Origin of the sequence: Kocuria sp. PD6 (assembly GCF_031844145.1) — a bacterium.
Taxonomy (GTDB): domain Bacteria; phylum Actinomycetota; class Actinomycetes; order Actinomycetales; family Micrococcaceae; genus Kocuria; species Kocuria marina.
The window spans coordinates 1-20199 of sequence record NZ_JAUZUS010000019.1 but is presented as its reverse complement, the minus strand read 5'-3'; the positions used below and the strand labels follow the sequence as shown (position 1 = coordinate 20199).

Annotated in this window: 16 protein-coding genes, 1 pseudogene and 1 other annotated feature; of the genes and pseudogenes, 15 read left to right on the top strand and 2 right to left on the bottom strand. The window is 69.3% G+C overall.

All coding sequences use genetic code 11. The features are described from left to right. A partial coding sequence (locus tag Q9R22_RS12760) for an IS30 family transposase (protein ID WP_311254287.1) occupies window positions 1–915 on the top strand: 915 nt, incomplete at its 5' end. Between the two features lie 103 nt (window positions 916–1018). Next, a pseudogene (locus Q9R22_RS12755) lies at window positions 1019–2263 on the top strand (IS3 family transposase). After that, window positions 1318–1452 (top strand) — a sequence feature (AL1L pseudoknot). (Overlaps the previous pseudogene by 135 nt.) 194 nt (window positions 2264–2457) lie before the next feature. On the opposite strand, the gene Q9R22_RS12750 reads toward Q9R22_RS12755, so the two are convergent. Then, window positions 2458–3435, bottom strand: a complete 978-nt coding sequence (locus tag Q9R22_RS12750) for a quinone oxidoreductase (protein ID WP_131333164.1) — start codon at window positions 3433–3435, stop codon at window positions 2458–2460. 204 nt (window positions 3436–3639) lie between these two features. Between Q9R22_RS12750 and argC the strand changes: the two genes are divergently transcribed. The 6 genes from argC to Q9R22_RS12720 are packed head-to-tail and all read left to right on the top strand — an operon-like array spanning window position 3640 to window position 9658. Next, a complete protein-coding gene (gene argC / locus Q9R22_RS12745) occupies window positions 3640–4689 on the top strand; it encodes an N-acetyl-gamma-glutamyl-phosphate reductase (RefSeq protein WP_131333958.1) in 1050 nt (349 codons plus the stop codon). Window positions 4690–4733: 44 nt separating this feature from the next. Continuing rightward, on the top strand, window positions 4734–5939 hold the full coding sequence (gene argJ / locus Q9R22_RS12740) for a bifunctional glutamate N-acetyltransferase/amino-acid acetyltransferase ArgJ (protein ID WP_131333163.1): 1206 nt from the start codon (window positions 4734–4736) through the stop codon (window positions 5937–5939). Window positions 5940–5949: 10 nt separating this feature from the next. Next, window positions 5950–6900, top strand: a complete 951-nt coding sequence (gene argB, locus Q9R22_RS12735; protein WP_131333162.1) for an acetylglutamate kinase — start codon at window positions 5950–5952, stop codon at window positions 6898–6900. After that, a complete protein-coding gene (locus tag Q9R22_RS12730; RefSeq protein WP_131333161.1) occupies window positions 6897–8159 on the top strand; it encodes an acetylornithine transaminase in 1263 nt (420 codons plus the stop codon). The genes argB and Q9R22_RS12730 overlap by 4 nt, the downstream gene beginning before the upstream one ends. A 36-nt stretch (window positions 8160–8195) precedes the next feature. Then, the gene (gene argF / locus Q9R22_RS12725) at window positions 8196–9167 is read left to right on the top strand and encodes an ornithine carbamoyltransferase (RefSeq protein ID WP_085106709.1); all 972 of its coding nucleotides are present in this window, start codon (window positions 8196–8198) and stop codon (window positions 9165–9167) included. Then, complete coding sequence (locus tag Q9R22_RS12720) at window positions 9164–9658, top strand: arginine repressor (RefSeq protein WP_131333160.1); 495 nt, start codon at window positions 9164–9166, stop codon at window positions 9656–9658. The genes argF and Q9R22_RS12720 overlap by 4 nt, the downstream gene beginning before the upstream one ends. 109 nt (window positions 9659–9767) lie before the next feature. Here the strand turns inward: Q9R22_RS12720 and Q9R22_RS12715 are convergent, their stop codons facing one another. Next, a complete protein-coding gene (locus tag Q9R22_RS12715; protein ID WP_311254286.1) occupies window positions 9768–10199 on the bottom strand; it encodes an ankyrin repeat domain-containing protein in 432 nt (143 codons plus the stop codon). A gap of 198 nt (window positions 10200–10397) precedes the next feature. Between Q9R22_RS12715 and Q9R22_RS12710 the strand changes: the two genes are divergently transcribed. The 7 genes from Q9R22_RS12710 (at window position 10398) to tyrS (ending at window position 19771) form a co-directional block, all read left to right on the top strand. Then, window positions 10398–11912, top strand: a complete 1515-nt coding sequence (locus tag Q9R22_RS12710) for a long-chain fatty acid--CoA ligase (protein ID WP_311254285.1) — start codon at window positions 10398–10400, stop codon at window positions 11910–11912. Window positions 11913–11998: 86 nt separating this feature from the next. Next, the gene (locus Q9R22_RS12705; protein WP_064845922.1) at window positions 11999–13204 is read left to right on the top strand and encodes an argininosuccinate synthase; all 1206 of its coding nucleotides are present in this window, start codon (window positions 11999–12001) and stop codon (window positions 13202–13204) included. Window positions 13205–13344: 140 nt separating this feature from the next. After that, entirely contained in the window at window positions 13345–14790 is a 1446-nt protein-coding gene (gene argH / locus Q9R22_RS12700; RefSeq protein WP_131333158.1) for an argininosuccinate lyase, read from the top strand. Beyond that, window positions 14787–15497, top strand: a complete 711-nt coding sequence (locus tag Q9R22_RS12695) for a DNA-3-methyladenine glycosylase (protein WP_131333157.1) — start codon at window positions 14787–14789, stop codon at window positions 15495–15497. The genes argH and Q9R22_RS12695 overlap by 4 nt, the downstream gene beginning before the upstream one ends. 40 nt (window positions 15498–15537) lie before the next feature. Next, window positions 15538–16065 carry an adenine phosphoribosyltransferase gene (locus Q9R22_RS12690; RefSeq protein WP_064845919.1) on the top strand — a complete coding sequence of 176 codons (528 nt, stop codon included), beginning with the start codon at window positions 15538–15540 and terminating at the stop codon, window positions 16063–16065. Window positions 16066–16152: 87 nt separating this feature from the next. Then, window positions 16153–18450, top strand: coding sequence for a HelD family protein (locus Q9R22_RS12685; RefSeq protein ID WP_396415678.1), 2298 nt, complete (start codon window positions 16153–16155; stop codon window positions 18448–18450). A 13-nt stretch (window positions 18451–18463) separates the two neighbouring features. Continuing rightward, window positions 18464–19771 carry a tyrosine--tRNA ligase gene (tyrS, locus tag Q9R22_RS12680; RefSeq protein WP_131333155.1) on the top strand — a complete coding sequence of 436 codons (1308 nt, stop codon included), beginning with the start codon at window positions 18464–18466 and terminating at the stop codon, window positions 19769–19771. Window positions 19772–20199 lie beyond the last annotated feature (428 nt).

Sequence of the window (20199 nt, the reverse complement as noted above, 5' to 3'; positions counted from 1 at the left end):
CCACGACAGGGAAATCTCCTGCGATCAGGGCAATCGCTGCGCCATGCGCGCGTCGCGAAACCCCGCCAACGCCGCGGCGTGTTGCGGAACATGACCTCCATCCACGATCGGCCCACCAGCGTGGAAGAGCGCCGCGAAGCGGGGCACTGGGAAGGCGACCTCGTCATGGGCCGGCGCCCGTCCGCCGTGGCCACGCTCGTCGAACGCTCCACTCGCATGGTGCGCGTCGTTGCCCTGCCAAACGGGTATAAGGCTGACACGGTCAGAGACGCGCTCATCAACAACCTCGCCGACGTGCCGCCGAACCTACGCCGGTCGTTGACGTGGGATCGCGGCCGAGAAATGGCCTGCCACGATCAGATCGCACACGCCCTGGGCATGCAGGTGTTCTTCTGCGACGCCCGCTCACCGTGGCAGCGCGGCACGAACGAGAACACGAACCGCCTGCTGCGTCAGTACCTCGCGAAGAACGCCGACCTACGCTCCTTCACCCAGGCCGACCTCAACACCATCGCCGCGCGAATCGACGCCCGCGCCCAGCAGATCATCCACGACAACGCCGGGGAACCGTGGCTCCAGCAAGCCCAGCAGGAACACCCCGGCGCGCTACGCGAGATCCTGCAATGGAGGGCGATCTCCCAGCAGACCGAAGCACCCACCGCCCTGGGACTGCCACCAGACCCCAACGAACACCGCCTCACCGACCTGTGGAAGCGACTCCAGGCCATCCTGACCCATGAGGGACAGCGCCAGACCCAGGAGATGCCCCGCCCTGAGCCCGCTCTCAACCTCTTGCTAGACCTGGATATCACCTTCGATACCCCACCCCCGCCTGCCGATTGGGACGATGACATGCCAGACCCAACCCCAGAAAAACCGCAGCATCCCGGGACCAGCGCCGGACCTGATAAGTAGGCGCCGCTACTCGCATACTCCAGCCTGGAGGGGTGCAGAACCATCAGGCTGAAGCGCCCTGGGTTTGTTGGAGACTCCTGACGTTGGAAACGAGGATGGGGTTATGCCGAAGGAACTGGCGAACGGGAAGCCGACGACGCGTCGCTACTCGGTCGAGGAGAAGGCCGCTGCGGTGCGGATGGTGAGGACGCTGCGCGCGGAGCTCGGTGTCACGTAGGGAGCCGTGCAGCGCGTGGCGACGCAGCTCGGTTACGGGGTCGAGTCGGTGCGGATGTGGGTCAAGCAAGCCGACATCGACGACGGCGTCACCCCGGGCGTGAGCTAGGCTGAGGCGCAGCGGGCGCGTGAGCTCGAACAAGAGAACCGGGAGTTGCAGCGGGCGAACGAGGTGCTCACGTGGGCCGCCTCTTTCTTCGGGGCGGAGCTCGACCGCCACTACCGGAAATAGTCGCGTTCATCGACACGAACAAGGACGACGTCATGGACGCTCGCCGGTTCGGAGTCGAGCTCATCTGCAGACTGCTGCAGGTGGCCCCGAGCAGCTACTACGCCGCCAAGACCCGTGCGCCCTCGGCACGTGCCGTGCGGGACAAGGAATTGATCCCACTGCTGGTCGAGCTCTGGGAGAGCAACTACCGGGTCTATGGGGTCCGTAAGCTCTGGAAAGCCGCCCGACGCGCCGGGATCATGATCGGCCCAGATCAGACCGCCAGGCTGATGCGCGCCGCCGGGATCGAGGGCGCCAGTCGGTCGAAGCGAGTGAAGACGACGCGGCCGGATCCGGCGTCGGCGCGGCACCCGGGCCTCGTGAAGCGGGAGTTCACCGCGACGGTACCGAACCGGATGTGGGTGACCGATCTGACGTTCGTGCCGACGTGGGCAGGTGTCGCGTATGTGTGCTTCATCGTTGACGCGTTCTCCCGCATGATCGTGGGGTGGCGGGTCGCGTCGCACATGCGCACCGAGATGGTTCTCGACGCGATCGAGATGGCCCGCTGGTCCAGAGGCCACCCTCACGCCGACCTGCGGTGTCACAACGACACCGGTTGAACCCGGTCAATTTCGAAGCCGCCGATACGTCCACCGACTACGGCACCACCAGCTCGTCGGGTCCATGGGCCGGGTCGGCGCCTGCGGCGACAACGCGGCGATGGAGTCCTTCTTCGCGCTCCTGCAGAAGAACGTCCTCAACAGCCGCCGCTGGGACACCCGCGACGAGTTGCGGATCGCGATCGTCACCTGGATCGAGCGGACCTACCACCGCCGACGACGACAACACCGCCTCGGCCGATTGACGCCGATCGAGTGCGAGACCACCATGACCACACCAGCCGACCAGGCTGTGTGACTACCCTCTGTCACCTATCCGTGCAGCAGCCCCCCCACCAGTACAACGAGCACCGTCCTCACACGGCCTGCAGGAACCAGCCGCCGTTCTCACGTTTGATCAACGTCCCCGGTCAGGACACCTGGATCTCCGCTCCGGCGCAAGCCGGTGGCGCACCGCCCCGTGGGCTCCCGGACCCACGGGGCGGTGTCGTCTCACGGCAGCAGCAGGAGCTTCCCCTGCGTGCCGCGGGATTCGAGGTCGCGGTGCGCGGCGGCGGCGTCGCCGAGCGGGTACGTGGCGCCCACCCGGACCTCGAGGCCCCCGGAGGTCACGGCGTCCATGAGCTCGCCCCAGCGCCACGTGCGCTCGTCCCGGTCCCGCGTGTAGTAAGCCAGGGACGGGCGGGTCACGTAGAGCGCCCCGGAGCTGTTGAGCCGCTGCAGGTCCAGCGGGGGCACCTGGCCGGAGGAGCCCCCGAAGAGCACGGTGGTCCCGCGCACGCGGGTGGCCGCGAGGGATTCGTCGAAGGTCGTACGGCCCACAGAGTCATAGACCACGTCCGCGCCCAGGCCGTCCGTGAGCTCGCGCACGCGCTCGGCGAAGCCCTCGTAGCCGAGCACGTGGTCCGCGCCGAGGCGCTTGGCCGTCGCGGCCTTATCCGGGGTGGAGGTCAGCGCGATCACGGTGGCGCCGATGCGCTTGAGCAGCTGGATGGCCAGCCCGCCCACACCGCCGGAGGCCGCCGTGACCACCGCGGTCTGCCCGGGCTGCACGGGGAACGTGGACCGCACCAGGTAGTGCGCCGTGAGTCCCTGCAGGGGCAGCGCACCGGCGGTCTGAGGGTCCATGCCGTCCGGCACGGGTAGCGCCTTGCCCTCCTCCACCGTGAAGAACTGCGCGTACGTGCGGGTGGCCTCGGAGGTTGCCACGCGCTGACCGGTCCGCACGGTGGTGACCTCTGAGCCCACAGCCACGACCTCGCCGGTGCCCTCTGAGCCTGCCGTGAACGGGAAGTCCACGGGGTACACACCGGAGCGCTGGTAGGTCTCGATGAAGTTCACACCGGTGGCCTCGGTCCGCACGAGGACCTCCCGGGGGCCGGGCTCGGGGACGGGCACCTCGGCCGGGCGCAGCACCTCCGGGCCGCCGGGCTCCTGCGCGACGATCGCCTGCATCGTGGTCTCGCTCATGGTCAGTTCCTCCTCGCAGCGGGGTGCCGTGCTCGCAGAGGGGCACGACGGCGTCCCCGTCAGTCTCGCGCTGCGGCACCTCCCGGCACAAGGCAGTGCACGTCGGGGCGGTCGGCGGGGCGGGCGGTCACCCGCGCGGAGATTTGGAACGCGTTATGCATAAATATTGAGTGGAGTGCATAGGAATACGGTATGGTGGAGCCCATGACCTACACCGCTGCAGTCTCAGGCGCCACCGGCTACGCGGGGGGAGAGGTGCTCCGTCTGCTGTGCGGGCACCCGGACATCGAGATCGCCACCGTGGCGGCCCACTCCTCCGCCGGGCAGAAGCTCGGGGCGCTCCAGCCGCACCTGCACGCGCTCGTGGACAGGGACGTCGTCGAGTCCACCGCGCAGAACCTCACGGGCCACGACGTCGTGTTCCTGGCCCTGCCCCACGGTCAGTCCGCGGCGCTGGCCGAGCAGCTGCCCGCAGGCACGGTCGTGATCGACGCCGGGGCGGACCACCGGCTCGAGTCCGCCGAAGCGTGGGGAGCGTTCTACGGATCAGACCACGCCGGCACGTGGCCCTACGGGCTGCCCGAGCTGCTCGTGGACCCGAACGGCCGCAAGCAGCGAGAGAACCTGCCCGGCGCCACCCGGATCGCCGTCCCTGGCTGCTACCCCACGGGATCGCTGCTCGCGCTGGCACCCGCGCTGGCGGCGGGACTGGTGTCTCCCCAGGACATCGTGATCGTGTCCGCGTCCGGGACCTCGGGCGCGGGCAAGGCCCTGAAACCTCACCTGCTCGGTGCCGAGACGATGGGGGGGATGTCCCCGTACGGCGTCGGCGGCGGGCATCGGCACACCCCGGAGATCGAACAGGGGCTGGGATGGGCGGCAGGCGAGGGCGTGCGGATCTCGTTCACCCCCACCCTGGCCCCCATGCCCCGCGGCATCCTCACCACGGCCACCGCCGTGCTGCGCCCGGGCACGACCGAGGAAGCTGTGCGGGAAGCCTACCGCGCCGCGTACGACGGCGAGCCGTTCGTCCACCTGTTGCCCGAGGGGCAGTGGCCCACCACCAAGTCGGTGCAGGCCTCGAACCACGTGGCGCTGCAGCTGGCCGTGGACCCGCACGCCGGGCGGCTCGTGGTGAGCGCGGCCATCGACAACCTGACCAAGGGGACGGCGGGAGCCGCCGTGCAGTCCCTCAACCTGGCCCTCGGCCTCCCCGAGACCTCGGGCCTCGCTGCGCAGGGCGTGGCACCGTGAATCCCGGGTCCCCGCTCGACCGCCCGTCCGAACCAGGAGCTGCGATGTCCTCGCACAACCCCATTCCCGACGTCCCCGTGAGCACCGACTCCGGCGTGTGCGCCGCGGCCGGTTTCAGCGCCGCTGGCGTGGTGGCCGGCTTCAAGAAGTCGGGTGGCCGTGACCTCGCCTTGGTGGTCAACACCGGGCCCGACGACGCCGCGGCCGCCCAATTCACCAGCAATCGCGTGGCCGCCGCCCCCGTCCACTGGTCCCGCGAGGTGATCCGGCAGGGCCGTGCCCGCGCGGTGGTGCTCAACTCGGGCGGGGCGAACGCGTGCACCGGCCCGCAGGGCTTCCAGAACACCCACGAGACCGCCGAGCTGGTGGGTGAGCAGCTGGGCATCGGTGCAGGGGACGTTCTGGTGTGCTCCACCGGGCTGATCGGGGAACAGCTGCCGATGGACGTCGTGCGCGGCGGGGTCCCGGCCGTCGTGGCCGCGCTCGCACCCGGGCAGCGTGCCGCGGCGGAGGCCGCGGAGGCCATCATGACCACGGACACCGTCCCCAAGCAGGCCTGCGTGAGCGGCTCAGGGTGGAGCGTGGGCGGCATGGCCAAGGGGGCGGGCATGCTCGCACCGGGGCTTGCCACCATGCTCGTGGTCCTCACGACCGACGCCGTCCTGAGCGCGGAGGAGCTCTCGCTCGCCCTGAAGGAGGCGTGCCGTGTCACGTTCAACCGCGCGGACTCGGACGGGTGCATGTCCACCAACGACACCGTGGTCCTGATGTCATCCGGCGCCTCGGCGCAGCGTCCGGACCAGGGGGAGTTCACGCACGCACTGACCGCGGTGTGCCACAGCCTCGCGCAGCAGCTGATCACGGACGCGGAGGGTGCCTCCCACGACATCGCGATCACCACGGTGGGCGCGGCCACGGAGACCGAGGCGGAGGACGTCTCCCGCACGGTGGCCCGCTCCAACCTGTTCAAGACAGCGGTGTTCGGTAACGACCCCAACTGGGGGCGTGTGCTCTCGGCGGTGGGCACCACGGACGCCCAGTTCGACCCCGACCGGATCGACGTCACCATCAACGGGGTGACGGTGTGCCGCAACGGCGCGATCGGTGATCCGCGCGAGGGCGTGGACCTCGCGGCGTCGCGCGCTGTGGACGTCCTCATTGACCTCAAGGCCGGGGACGCGAGCGCGACCGTGTGGACCAACGACCTCACCCATGACTACGTCGAGGAGAACAGCGCCTACTCCAGCTAGCGCGCCCACCATGTCACGACTCAGCGATAACACCAGGTACGAGACGGCCCGCTCGAAGGCGGAGACCCTCATGGAGGCCCTGCCGTGGATCCAGCGCTACGCGGGATCCACCATGGTCTTCAAGTACGGCGGCAACGCCATGATCAACGACGACCTGCGGCGCGCCTTCGCGGAGGACATGGTTTTCCTGCGCCACGTGGGCATCCGCCCGGTCGTGGTCCACGGCGGCGGCCCGCAGATCAGCGCGATGCTCGAGTCCCTGAACATCCCGTCCGAGTTCAAGGACGGTCTGCGCGTGACCACGCCCGAGGCCATGTCTGTCATCCGCATGGTCCTCACCGGGCAGGTGGGGCGGGAACTCGTGGGCCTGATCAACGCCCACGGCCCGTACGCGGTGGGCATGTCCGGCGAGGACGCGGGGCTGCTGCAGGCGCGCCGCGTGCGCATCGGGTCCGACGGCGCGCCCCTGGACCTCGGTCTCGTGGGTACCGTCACGCGCGTCAACACGGTCGCGGTCGAGCAGCTGCTGGACATCGGTAAGATCCCGGTCATCGCCTCGATCGCCCCGGAGCTCGCGGATTCGGACGACGATGCCGCGGGGCGGGGTGCGCTCACGGGGCAAGTCCTCAACGTCAATGCGGACACGGCGGCCGCCGAGGTGGCCGTGGCCCTGGGCGCGGAGAAGTTCGTGGCCCTCACGGACGTCGAGGGGCTCTACGCGGACTGGCCGGATCGCTCGTCGCTGATCTCGTCCCTATCCGCGGCGGAACTGCGTGAGATGCTGCCGGAGCTCGAATCGGGGATGATCCCCAAGATGCGGGCGGCTCTACGAGCGGTGGACGGCGGTGTGCCGCGCGCGAGCATCGTGGACGGGCGCACGGAGCACTCGTCCCTGTTGGAGATCTTCACGGACACGGGTATCGGCACAGAGGTCACACCGGACGGAGTTGAGCACACATGAGCAACCAGGACGAACTGCTGGGGGAGTACAAGGAACACCTTCTGGGAGTGTTCGGGGATCCATCACTCGTGCTCGTGTCGGGCGAGGGCGTGCACGTCACCGATGCCAACGGCAAGCGGTACCTCGACCTGCTCGCGGGGATCGCGGTGAACGCCCTGGGCTACGCGCACCCCGCGTGGGTGCGGGCGGTCTCGGAGCAAGCGGGAACTCTTGCGCACATCTCCAACCTGTTCACGTCCCCGGGCAGTATCCACCTGGCCGAGAAACTGCTCAAGGTCACGGGGGCGCCCGAGGGCTCCCACGTGTTCTTTGCGAACTCGGGCTCGGAGGCGAACGAGGCCGCGTTCAAGCTCGCGCGCCGCCATGGTCGCGCGCACCCGGACGCGCAGGGTCGGCCCCGGACGCGTGTGCTCGCACTCGAGAACTCGTTCCACGGCCGGACCATGGGATCCCTGTCACTTACGGCCAAGGCGGCCTACCGCGAACCGTTCGAACCGCTGCCCGCCGGGGTCACCCACATCCCGGCCACGGCGGAGGCCCTCGAGCGCGAACTCGACGACACCGTGAGTGCGGTGATCGTGGAACCCGTCCAGGGCGAGGCCGGCGTGCACGGGCTACCCGAGGGGTTCCTGGCACTGGCCCGCAGGCTCACGCGGGAGCGCGGTGCACTGCTGATCGTGGACGAGGTGCAGTCCGGGATGGGCCGCACCGGCGCGTGGCTCGCCGCCACCGCCCAGCTGCCCCGGGGTGAGTTCCCGGATGCTGTGACGTTCGCCAAGGGGCTCGGTGGCGGGTTCCCCGTGGGGGCCATGCTCACGGCGGGACCGGAGGTCTCGGCCCTACTGGGAGCGGGTCAGCACGGCACCACGTTCGGGGGCAACCCCCTGGCGATGGCCGCGGGACTCGCGACTGTCACGACCCTCGAGAACGAGAACCTGCTCGACAAGGCCCGGGACGTGGGAGCCCACCTCGCGCAGCGGCTGCGGGAGGTCCCCGGGGTGGGGGAGGTCCGCCAGTACGGTCTGTTGGTCGGCGTGGACCTCGTCGCGAAGAACACCGAGGACGCGGAGAACGCCGGGACCTCCGGGGACCCCATGGCCCAGCGCGTCGTCGCCGCCGCGCGCGAGGCGGGATTCATCCTCAACGCCACCGGACCCACCACGCTGCGTCTGGCGCCGCCTCTCATCATCACCGCGGAGCAGGCAGACACGTTCGTCGAGGCCCTGCCGCATGTGCTCGAGACCGTCCGCGCCCGCTGAGCCCCGGACAGCAACACACCCGAAGGAGAATCCCCCGTGCCCCGTCACTTCCTGGTCGACACCGATCTCACCCCCGAGGAACAGTCCGGGGTCCTGGACCTTGCCGCCGCGCTCAAGGCGGACCGGTTCTCCCGCCGCCCGCTCGCGGGTCCGCAGACCGTGGGGATCATCTTCGACAAGACCTCCACCCGCACCCGCGTCTCGTTCGCGGCCGGGGTGAGCGACCTGGGCGGCAACCCGCTGATCATCAACCCGGGGGAGTCCCAGCTGGGCCACAAGGAAACCGTCGCGGACAGCGCCCGCGTGCTCTCCCGGATGCTCGCGGCGATCGTGTGGCGCACGTACGCGCAGTCCGGGCTCGAGGAGATGGCCGAGTTCAGCGACGTCCCAGTGATCAATGCCCTGTCCGACGACTACCACCCGTGCCAGATCCTCGCGGACCTGCTGACGCTGCGCGAGGAGTTCGGGGACGTGGCCGGGCGCACCCTGGTCTACCTGGGGGACGCCGCCAACAACATGGCGAACTCCTACCTGCTCGGCTGCGCCACGGCCGGCATGCACGTGCGCGTGGCCGGGCCGGAAGGCTACCTGCCGCGCGAGGACGTCGTCGCCGCGGCCCGCGAACGCGCCGAGCTCACCGGCGGCTCGGTGCTCGTGACCACGGACGCGAGAGAGGCGCTGAAGGACGCGGACGCCGTTGTCACCGACACGTGGGTGTCCATGGGCCAGGAGAGCGAGAAAACCGAGCGCGCGCAGATCTTCACGCCGTACTCCGTGACCTCCGAGGCCATGGCGCTCGCGGCCGACGACGCCGTGTTCCTGCACTGCCTGCCCGCCTACCGCGGCTTCGAGGTCGCCGCGGACGTGATCGACGGCCCCGCGTCCCGGGTGTGGGACGAGGCCGAGAACCGGGTGCACGCGCAGAAGGCCCTGCTCACGTTCCTGCTGGATTCCTCGGGACTGGCCGCGGACCTGCCCGCCGCCCTGCGCCGGGAGGAGGCACGGTGAGCATCCCCACGACCAAGACGGCGCGCCAGGCCCGGATCCTCGAACTTGTGACCGGAGGAGACGTCCACTCGCAGGCCGAACTGGCCCAACTGCTCGCGGCGGACGGCATCCAGGTGACCCAGGCGACCCTGTCCCGGGACCTCGTGGAACTTGAGGCGGTGCGCGTGCGCTCCGCGAGCGGGGGCATGGTCTACGCGGTTCCCCAGGCGGGGGTGGACCGGTCCCCGACCAGCGGCGTCACCCGTGAGAGCACCGATGCCAAGCTCGCCGCACTGTGCCGCGAGCTGCTCGTGACGGCCGAGGGCAGCGCCAACCTCGTGATCCTGCGCACCCCGCCCGGGGCCGCGCAGTACTTCGCCTCGGCGATCGACCACTCGCTGCTCCCCGAGGTGCTCGGCACCATTGCCGGGGACGACACCATTATGGTGGTCAGCCGGGATCCCCAGGGCGGGGAGCAGCTCGCGCGGAAGTTCCTGGACCTCGCCCGCTGAGCGCGCCCGCCAGGCACGCGGACGACGCCGCCCGCGCGCCGTCCGCGCCCGTGCCACCTCCCGACGGTGGGCCCCCAGCCCCTGGAAGAGCAGGTGCCGTCCGCCCGGTTCAGGCCTCGCGCGTCTCGTAGCTCTCCAGCAGCGGCAGCAGGTGCTCCTGGCCGAAGACGCGGGCCACGTCCTGTGCGTGCTGGTGACCCGTGGCCTGGCCCGCCCCCGCCTCGAGCAGAGCGCGGGCAATGGGCTCGTTGCCGCGGAACACCGCACAGACCAGGGCAGTGAAGCCCATGTCGCTCACGCGCTCGGTGTCCGCGCCGTGGGCAAGCAGCATGGCCACCGTCTCCTCGCGCTCCAGGTACGCCGCCAGGTTCAGCAGGGTGTCCCCCTTGCTGTTCGTGAGGTTGACCGGCACCCCGGCGTCGAGCGCAGAGCTCAGCAGCTGGGTGTCGCCGTTGCGGGCGGCGTCGAACAGGGATGAGACGTAGGCCAGCTCCGTCTCGGTGAATTGGGGGCTCTGCGCGTTTCTGTGCTGGTCGGTCACGGGGGATCCTCCTGTGCGGGGCCACGGCCCGTGGCCCGGGAACGAATTGACGGGATTGCGGAGAGCGGCGGACGGGGCTCGTCGCGTGCGGCGCTGTCTAGTGTCGCACGTGGAATCCGGGCGGGGTCGACGTTTGACTCGAATATCCGATACGGGCAGTATCACGTGTTAGAACTCACACTGTCTTCTGGAGGACCCATGACCAACCTGGCCACCCTGCTCACCACCTCGGCCGCCCAGTACACGTCCGATCCCGCGATCATTCTCGACGAGCTGCACATGACCTACGGGCAGCTGGACGATCTCTCCGCCCGCGGCGCGGCGCTGCTCAAGGCCAACGGCATCCGACCGGGGGACCGCGTGGCCCTCGTGCTGCCCAACGTGCCCCACATGGCCGTGCTGTACTACGCGATCCTGCGCGCCGGCGGCATCGTCGTCCCCCTCAACCCCCTGCTCACGCCCCGAGAGCTCACCTACCACTTCCAGGACTCCGGGTGCTCCTTCGTGCTCGCGTGGGAGGACATGGCGCAGGCCAGTCAGAAGGCGGCCGAGGAGATCGAGGGCCTCAACGTGCTGCCCATCAGCGCCCGCGGCACGGTGGAGCGCCTCCAGGGTGTGGATCCCGACCGTGACGTCGTGGAGCGTCAGGACTCGGACACGGCCGTTCTGCTCTACACGTCCGGGACCACCGGCCGCCCCAAGGGTGCGGAGCTGACCCACCACAACCTGCTCACCAACGCCGAGGTCGCCGGCGAGGTGTTCAACCTGCACCACGGGGACGTGATGTTCGGCGGGCTGCCCTTCTTCCACGTGTTCGGCCAGACGGTGGCGCTCAACGGCGTGATCTGCAGCGGTGCGGCCGTGACTCTGCTGCCCCGCTTCCACCCGGGCAAGGCCCTGGAGATCCTGAGCCGCGACGGTGTCACGATCTTCGCGGGGGTCCCCACCATGTACGTGGCCCTGCTGCACCAGGCCAACCAGGACCCGCAGGCCGTCGAGGGCGTGGACCTGCGTGCCGGCGTGTCCGGAGGGTCCCCCATGCCCGTGGAGGTCATGGTCAAGTTCGAGAAGGTCTTCAACACCACCGTGTTCGAGGGGTACGGGCTGTCCGAGACCTCGCCGGTGGTGTGCTTCAATCAGCCGGGCAACGAGCGCAAGCCGGGCTCCATCGGCACGGCCGTGCGCGGTGCGGAGCTGCGCGTGGTGGACGGGGACGACCAGCAGGTCCCCACCAACGAGGTCGGTGAGCTCGTGGTGCGCGGGCAGTACGTGATGAAGGGCTACTGGAACAAGCCCGAGGCCACCGAGAACGCGATGCGCGGCGGCTGGTTCCACACCGGTGACATGGCCCGCGAGGACGAGGACGGCGCGTTCTTCATCGTGGACCGTAAGAAGGACATGATCCTGCGCGGCGGTTACAACGTGTACCCGCGCGAGGTCGAGGAGGCCATCTACCAGTTCCCCGGCGTGGTGGAGGCCGCGGTGCTGGGGGTCCCGAGCGAGAAGCACGGCGAGGAGGTCGGGGCCGTGGTGGTCTTCGAGTCCGGGGTGCTCCAGTCCAAGGGCCGCGAGGCGCTCACGCGAGAGCTGGACGCGTTCGTCCAGGAGCGGGTGGCCAAGTACAAGTACCCCCGGATCTACCGGATCGTGGACGAGCTGCCCAAGGGCCCGACGGGCAAGATTTTGAAGCGCGAACTGACCCTCGATGCATAAATACTGATTGCTGTGTATAGTCATGCATGAGCCGCGGGGCACTCCCGCGTAGTCGGCGTCATCGAGCAGTTGTGGAGGAAAGCACCGTGAGTGATCGCGTGGTATTGGCCTACTCGGGCGGATTGGACACGTCCGTGGCCATCGGGTGGATCGGTGAGGCCACCGGTGCCGAGGTCATCGCCGTGGCCGTGGATGTCGGACAGGGTGGCGAGGACCTCGAGACCGTACGTCAGCGCGCCCTGGACTGCGGTGCCGTGGAGGCGTACGTCGCGGACGCCCGTGACGAGTTCGCGAGCGAGTACTGCATGCCCGCGTTGAAGGCCAACGGCCTCTACATGGACTCCTACCCCCTGGTCTCGGCCGTCTCCCGCCCGGTGATCGTCAAGCACCTCGTGAAGGCCGCGAAGCAGTTCGGTGCCACCACGGTGGCCCACGGCTGCACGGGCAAGGGCAACGACCAGGTGCGCTTCGAGGTGGGCATCCAGACCCTGGGTCCCGAACTCAAGTGCATCGCGCCGGTACGTGACCTCGCGTTGACCCGTGAGAAGGCCATCACGTACGCGGAGAACAACAACCTGCCGATCGCCACGACCAAGAAGAACCCCTTCTCGATCGACCAGAACGTGTGGGGCCGCGCGGTGGAGACCGGGTTCCTCGAGGACATCTGGAACGCGCCCACCAAGGACGTCTACGACTACACGGACGATCCCACGTTCCCGCCCGCCGCGGACGAGGTCGTGATCACGTTCGAGCAGGGAGTGCCCGTGGCGCTCGACGGCAAGCCCGTCACGCCGCTGCAGGCCATCCAGGAGCTCAACCGCCGCGCGGGTGCCCAGGGTGTGGGGCGGATCGACATCGTTGAGGACCGGCTCGTGGGCATCAAGTCCCGCGAGATCTACGAGGCCCCGGGTGCCATGGCGTTGATCGCCGCGCACAAGGAACTCGAGAACGTCACGATCGAGCGCGAGCAGGCCCGCTTCAAGAAGACCGTGGGTCAGCGCTGGACCGAGCTCGTCTACGACGGCCAGTGGTTCTCCCCGTTGAAGAAGTCCTTGGACGTGTTCATCGAGGACACCCAGAAGTACGTCAACGGTGACATCCGCATGGAGTTGCACGCGGGCCGGGCCACCGTGACCGGGCGGCGTTCGTCCACGGGTCTCTACGACTTCAACCTGGCCACGTACGACGAAGGTGACTCCTTCGACCAGTCCAACGCCCGCGGGTTCATCGAACTGTTCGGGATGTCCTCCAAGGTGGCCTCCCGCCGCGAGCAGGGCCTCGCCGAGGGCTGACATCCGTCTCCCGCGCCCCGGTGCGAGGGTGATCACCACATCATCGCGAACGGCCGGGCTCCTAAACTGGAGCCCGGCCGTTCCCCACGCCGGGTAAGTGCCCGGCAATCCACGGTCCCACGACGTCCACGAGGAGCATCATGGCCCAGCACGAGCAGCACGGAACCAACGAGGGCGCCCTGTGGGGCGGTCGATTCGCGGGCGGGCCCGCGGACGCCCTCGCCGCGCTGAGCAAGTCCACCGATTTCGATTGGCGTCTGGCGCCGTACGACATCGCGGGGTCCCGCGCCCACGCCCGCGTGCTGCACACGGCCGGCCTGTTGAGCGAGGACGAGTTGAGCGGGATGCTGGACGCACTCGACCGGCTCGAGGCGGACGTGCGCAGCGGGGCGTACGCGCCGTCGCCGTCGGACGAGGACGTCCACGGGTGCCTCGAGCGCGGGCTCATCGAGCGCGCCGGGGCGAACCTCGGCGGCAAGCTGCGCGCGGGTCGCTCCCGCAACGACCAGATCGCGACCCTGGGTCGGATGTACCTGCGCGACCACGCCTCGATCATCGCGCGCAACCTGCTGGAGCTCGTGCGAGCCCTCGTGGAGCAGGCGCGGCGCCACCCGTACGCCCCCATGCCCGGGCGCACCCACCTGCAGCACGCCCAGCCCGTGCTGCTGTCCCACCACCTGCTCGCCCACGCGTGGGCGGTACTGCGGGACGTCCAGCGGCTCGCCGACTGGGACAACCGTGCAGCGGTGTCCCCGTACGGTTCGGGCGCGCTCGCGGGATCGTCGCTGGGCCTGGACCCCAATGCCGTGGCGGCCGAGCTCGGCTTCGACTCCGCGGTGTTCAACTCGATCGACGGCACCGCGTCGCGGGACGTCTACGCGGAGTTCGCGTGGGTGTGCGCCATGGCCGCCGTGGACGTCTCCCGGATGAGCGAGGAGGTGACCACGTGGGCCACCAAGGAGTTCTCGTTCGTGACCCTGGACGACGCCTATTCGACCGGTTCATCGATCATGCCGCAGAAGAAGAACCCGGACGTCGCGGAACTCGCGCGCGGTAAGGCCGGGCGGTTGATCGGTGACCTCGCGGGTTTGCTCGCGACCCTCAAGGGGTTGCCGCTCGCGTACAACCGGGATCTGCAAGAGGACAAGGAACCCGTCTTCGACGCGATCGACCAGCTCGAGGTGCTGTTGCCCGCCGTCACGGGCATGATGGCGACCCTCGAGTTCCACACGCAGCGCCTCGCCGAGCTCGCCCCGCAGGGTTTCGCGCTCGCGACCGACGTCGCCGAGTGGCTCGTGCGCCAGAGCGTCCCATTCCGCGAGGCGCACGAGATCTCCGGGGAGGCCGTGCGCGTGTGCGAGGACGAGGGAATCGAGCTGTGGGACCTGACCGATGAGCAGTTCGCCGCGATCTCGCCGCACCTCACGCCCGGGGTCCGGGAGGTGCTCACGGTCGAGGGCTCCCTGTCCTCGCGCAACTCCCAGGGCGGCACCGCGCCGGACGCGGTCGCCCAACAGCTCACCGAGCTCGAACGCCAGCTCGCGGAGCTGGACGCCTTCGCCGCGCGCGAGCCCGTCGTCTCGTGACGGCCGGACTGCACGAGCTTCTCCTCGCCCCGGCCCCCGACGTCGCTCCCCGGCTGCTCGGCGCCGTCCTCGTGTGCGCGCGCCCCGGGGGCACGGTGGGGCTGCGGCTGACCGAGGTCGAGGCCTATGGCGGCCCGCAGGACTCGGACCTGCCGGATCCCGGGGCCCACACCTACCGGGGTCGCACGGCGCGCAACGCCTCGATGTTCGGCCCGCCCGCGCACGTCTACGTGTACTTCACGTACGGGCTGCATCACGCGGTGAACTTCGTGTGCCGGCCCGAGGGCGTCGGTGGCGGTGTCCTGATCCGCTCGGGCGAGGTCGTGCTGGGCACCGAGGTGGCCACGCAGCGCAGGCTCGCAAACCGCAGTTCCGAACCGGCCTTCGCATCGCTCGCGCGCGGGCCCGGCAACGTGGCGCAAGCCCTCGCACTGACCCGCGACGACGACGGCGCCGCGCTCGCCGATCTCGGCATCGCCCCCGATCCCGTGGCCCGGGCGCGCGAGGAGGTCGAACGGCGCGGTGACGACACGTGGGCCGGACTGGTCCTGGCGCAACGCCCCGCGAACGACGTCGTCGTGACGGCCCGTACCGGCGTGTCCGGGGAGGGCGGGACGGACGCGTACCCGTGGCGCTACGCACTGCCGGGCGAGCCCACGGTGTCCCCGTACCGCAAGGCCACCGTCAAACGCCGCCGCACGCGCTAGCGCACCGCCCGCCGCGCGGTGCGCCGGATACGATGGAGCGGTGACTGAATCCGTGGAACAGATGATCGACCGGTTGTGCGCCAAGATCCCCGACCATCCCGAGCCGGGGGTGCTCTTCCGCGATCTCACGCCCCTGTTCGCGGACGGGGACGGTTTCCAGCGCACCGTGGACGCGCTCGTGGACGCCTTCCGCGGCCAGTACGACTGCGTGGCCGGTGTGGAGGCGCGCGGATTCATGATCGCCGCGGCCGTGGCGTACGCGTCCGGGGTGGGGATCATCCCGGTGCGCAAGGCGGGCAAGCTCCCGCGCGAGACCATCTCCCAGGCCTACGACCTCGAGTACGGCACGGGCACCCTGGAGATCCACACCGACGACGCTCCCCGCGGTTCGCGCGTCCTGGTCCTGGACGACGTCCTCGCCACGGGCGGGACCCTGGGTGCCACGGCGTCGTTGTTGACGCGCGGCGGGTACAACGTCGCGGGTTTCGGCGTGATCATGGAGCTGACTGCGCTGCGCGGCCGGGCCCAACTGGGTGGGCATCGCGTGCGCGCACTGTTGCGCGTGTGACGGGGGAGTCGCGCGGATCGAGCGGTAGGATAGACGATCGCCGGTTGAGCGACCGGACCCGTCGGCAGTGTGCGTGAGGTGAAGTGCGTGGAGGAATCCGCATCCGTGGAGGTGTCCCGGCAACTGGGGGAGGAACGGCGCTACGTCGCCGAGGCCTACGCCCGGTTGGACGAGTTGCGGCAACTCAATGCGGACGAGTTGCGCCGCGTCCGGACCACGAACTTCGGCGGGGGACACCAGGCGCGCTCCGAACGTGACGCATTCGCCACGCATTACGAGGACCGCCTCACCCAACTCAACTCGGTGGATGAACGTTTGGTCTTCGGTCGCCTGGACACCACCGAGGGGGAGCGGCACTACGTGGGCCGGCTCGGGCTGGCCACGGAGGACCACCGCCGGCTCGTACTGGACTGGCGGGCCCGCGAGGCCGGGGCTTTCTACCAGGCCACCGCCGCCAACCCCATGGACCTGGTGCGTCGACGCCACCTCATCATGGACGGGCGGGAGGTCACCGCCCTCGAGGACGACGTCCTGGATCCGGGTGCCGTCTCCGACGCCGAGGTTGTGCACGGCGAGGGCGCGCTCATCGCGGCCCTGAACTCCGAGCGCACGGGCCGCATGACGGACATCGTCGCCACGATCCAGGCCGAACAAGACCGCATCATTCGCGCCCCGCTGTCCGGGGTGCGCGTGGTCCAGGGTGGCCCGGGTACCGGCAAGACCGCCGTGGCCCTGCACCGTGCCGCGTACTTGTTATACGAACACCGGGAGCGGCTCGCCAAGTCGGGTGTGCTGATCGTGGGTCCGTCGTCGTCGTTCCTGTGGTACATCGAACGCGTGCTTCCGGCGCTCGGGGAGACCGGCGTGGTGATGTCGTCCCTCGCGGACCTCTATCCGGGTGTACACGGCACGGTCGAGACCGACCCCTGGGTGACCCGTTGGAAGTCCGGGCTGCACATGGTGGACGTCATCAAGCGCGCCGTTGCTGACCGTCAGAAGGTTCCCGAGCGCACGCAGTGGCTCACCGTGGACGGCCACCGCGTGCGGCTCGAACCCTCGCTCGTGCGCCGGGCCCGGGAGCGTGCGCGCGCCACGGGCAAGCCGCACAACGAGGCCCGCGAGACGTTCGTGAAGGTCATCGTCAAGGAGCTCGCCCAGAACCTCGGGGACGAGCTCAACGAGAAGGCCGGGACCACGATGGACCGCTCGTACCTCAAGGAGGACCTGCGACAGTCCCGAGAGGTACGCATCGCGCTCAACCTGCTGTGGTTGCCCTTGACACCCCAGCAACTCGTGGCTCAGTTGTTCGCCAAGGAGCACTACCTGCGCTCCGCCGCCCCGCGGCTCTCGGACGCCCAGGTCTCGCGCCTGTTGCGGCCCGTCGACGCGCCGTTGACCGTACCCGACGTCGCCCTGCTGGACGAGGCCGCGGAACTGTTGGGCGACTTCGAGTCCGCCGGTATCAAGGTGCGCGGGGACCGTTCGCTCGAGGAGCGCAAGGCCCAGGAATCGGCGCAGAAGGCGCTCGAGGCCATGGCGGAGGGTTTCGAGGACATCGGTGCCCAGGGCGTCGTCACGGTCGAACAGCTCACGTCTTTCAACGCTGAGGCGCCGCACCGGATGACGGCGGCCGAAGCGGCGTCGTCGGACCGTACGTGGGCGTACGGGCACGTAGTCGTGGACGAGGCGCAGGAACTCTCGCCCATGCAGTGGCGCGTGCTCATGCGCCGGTGCCCCCTGAAGTCCTTCACGGTGGTCGGGGACATCGCCCAGGCGGGGAACGCGGCGGCGGCCCGGACCTGGGACGAGGCGCTCGAGCCGTTCGTGGGGGAGCGCTTCACGCTCGAGGAACTCACGGTCAACTACCGCACCCCGCAACCGATCGCCGACGCCGCGGTGCGGGTCGCGCAGGCTACGGGGATCGCGGTCTCCGATCCCACGGCGGTGCGCGGCGGCGATCCGCCCGTGATCGTGCCGGTGGCCGTCGAGGCGGAGCTGGCCGCGGAGATCGTGGCGCAGGTGCGGCGCGAACTGGAGCGGCTCGCCGGGGGTCTCGTGGGAGTGGTGTGCCCCGGGGGACGTTTGGCCGCGGTGGGTAAGGCCCTGGACGAGGCCTTCCCGGGGCTCGTGGCCGCGGGCATGCGCAGCCTGGACCGGCGGATCATGGTGCTCACCCCGTGGGATGCCAAGGGCCTCGAGTTCGATTCCGTGGTGGTCGTGGAACCCACGGAGATCGCGGACGACCCCGCCGGGGGCCCGGGCAATCTGTACGTGGCCATGACCCGTCCCACCCAGCGGTTGTACCTCGTGGCGGCCCACGGACTGCCCGACGGGATCACCCCGCAACCCGGGGAACCGGGCGCCGGGGACCCCACGGCGGCCTGATAACTTAGTCCACGTGTCAACCACCGATCTCAGCACGCAGCACAACGATCCGTCCTTCTCCTCCCTGTGGGAGGAGCTGAACTGGCGCGGACTCGTCCAGGTCTCCACGGATGCGGAGGCCCTGCAGGAAACGCTCGACGGTGGTCCCATCACGTATTACTGCGGGTTCGACCCCACGGCGTCCTCCCTGCACCTGGGACACATGGTGCAGTTGTTGCTGCTTCGCCGACTCCAACTCGCGGGACACCACCCGATCGGTCTGGTCGGCGGATCCACCGGGCTGATCGGTGATCCGCGGCAGACCTCGGAACGCGTCCTGAACTCGCGCGAGACCGTGGCCGAATGGGTAAATCTGCTGCGCGAACAGGTCCAGCGGTTCCTGTCCTTCGAGGGGGACAATCCCGCGCGCATGGTCAACAACCTGGACTGGACGTCCCAGCTGTCCGCGATCGATTTCCTGCGGGACATCGGCAAGAACTTCCGCGTGGGCACCATGATCAAGAAGGACATCGTGGCCAAGCGGTTGAACTCGGAAGAGGGGATCTCCTACACCGAGTTCAGCTACCAGATCCTGCAGGGACTGGACTTCCTCAACCTGTACCGGCAGTACGACTGCGTCCTGCAGACCGGCGGTTCCGACCAGTGGGGCAACCTCACCTCCGGCACCGACCTGGTGCGCAAGGCCGAGGGTGCCACGGTGCACGCGATCGGCACGCCGCTGATCACCAACTCGGACGGCACCAAGTTCGGGAAGTCGGAGGGCAATGCCATCTGGCTGGATCCGGAACTGACCTCGCCCTACGCTTTCTACCAGTTCTGGCTCAACACCGCGGACGCGGACGTGGCGGATCGACTCAAGGTCTTCACCTTCCGCACCCGCGAGGAGATCGCGGAACTGCAGCGTCTCACCGAGGAGGAACCCTTCCGGCGTGAGGCCCAGAAGGTCCTGGCTTCGGACGTCAACACCCTGGTGCACGGGCCCGAGGCCACGCGCAAGGCGATCGAGGCGTCCGCCGCCGTGTTCGGCAAGGGTTCCTTCGAGGACCTGGACGAAGACACGCTCGCGGCGGTCGCGGCAGAGCTGCCCCACGCGGAGGTCGCACCGGGTGAGCACGCCGTGGTGGATCTGCTCGTGGCCACGGGCCTGGCGGAATCCAAGTCCGCCGCGCGGCGCACGCTCAAGGAGGGCGGTGCTTCCGTCAACAACCGCAAGCTCTCGGGGGAGGACGCCACCCTGACCGCGGACGACCTGTTGCACGGTCGGTTCGCGCTGCTGCGCCGGGGCAAGAAGAACCTGGCAGCCGTCACGGTCGGGAGCTGATCGTCGGGCACCGGGTCCCCGTCGGGCCCTGGTCACATACCCCGGGCATGGACGCCCGGAACCGCCGCACGGCGGAGCACCCGCGAGCCGGGGCCAGCGTTTTGCGCCGGTCCCGGCTCGTGTGTAATGTATTCCGAGTCGCCGCGGCGAGGAACCGAGAAGGAACCGGAGCCGCGGGGTGACCAGCAAAGATCAGCCCGACACGTCGGACCTCGTTCATGCTATGGTTGCCTGGCATTCGGCAGCGCGAAGCGAATCGGCTTGAACAGTCAAGTTGACACGCCGAGCAACGCGGAACTAAGCTTGATGAGTCGCATTGCGGCGGACCGAAAGAGGTTCGATCCGAGAGGCAACTATCAAAATCGTCGATCGGCCCCGAGCGGCTCGATCGAATAACCGACCGTTGTGGCCCTGGTGAGGGGTCTTGT

Bases quoted from the DNA above. Each gene is read 5' to 3' on its own strand.
- argB (WP_131333162.1), top strand. From the start codon at position 5,950: ATGTCACGACTCAGCGATAACACCAGGTACGAGACGGCCCGCTCGAAG.
- argJ (WP_131333163.1), top strand. From the start codon at position 4,734: ATGTCCTCGCACAACCCCATTCCCGACGTCCCCGTGAGCACCGACTCC.
- Q9R22_RS12730 (WP_131333161.1), top strand. From the start codon at position 6,897: ATGAGCAACCAGGACGAACTGCTGGGGGAGTACAAGGAACACCTTCTG.
- argC (WP_131333958.1), top strand. From the start codon at position 3,640: ATGACCTACACCGCTGCAGTCTCAGGCGCCACCGGCTACGCGGGGGGA.
- Q9R22_RS12750 (WP_131333164.1), bottom strand. From the start codon at position 3,435: ATGAGCGAGACCACGATGCAGGCGATCGTCGCGCAGGAGCCCGGCGGC.
- argH (WP_131333158.1), top strand. From the start codon at position 13,345: ATGGCCCAGCACGAGCAGCACGGAACCAACGAGGGCGCCCTGTGGGGC.
- Q9R22_RS12710 (WP_311254285.1), top strand. From the start codon at position 10,398: ATGACCAACCTGGCCACCCTGCTCACCACCTCGGCCGCCCAGTACACG.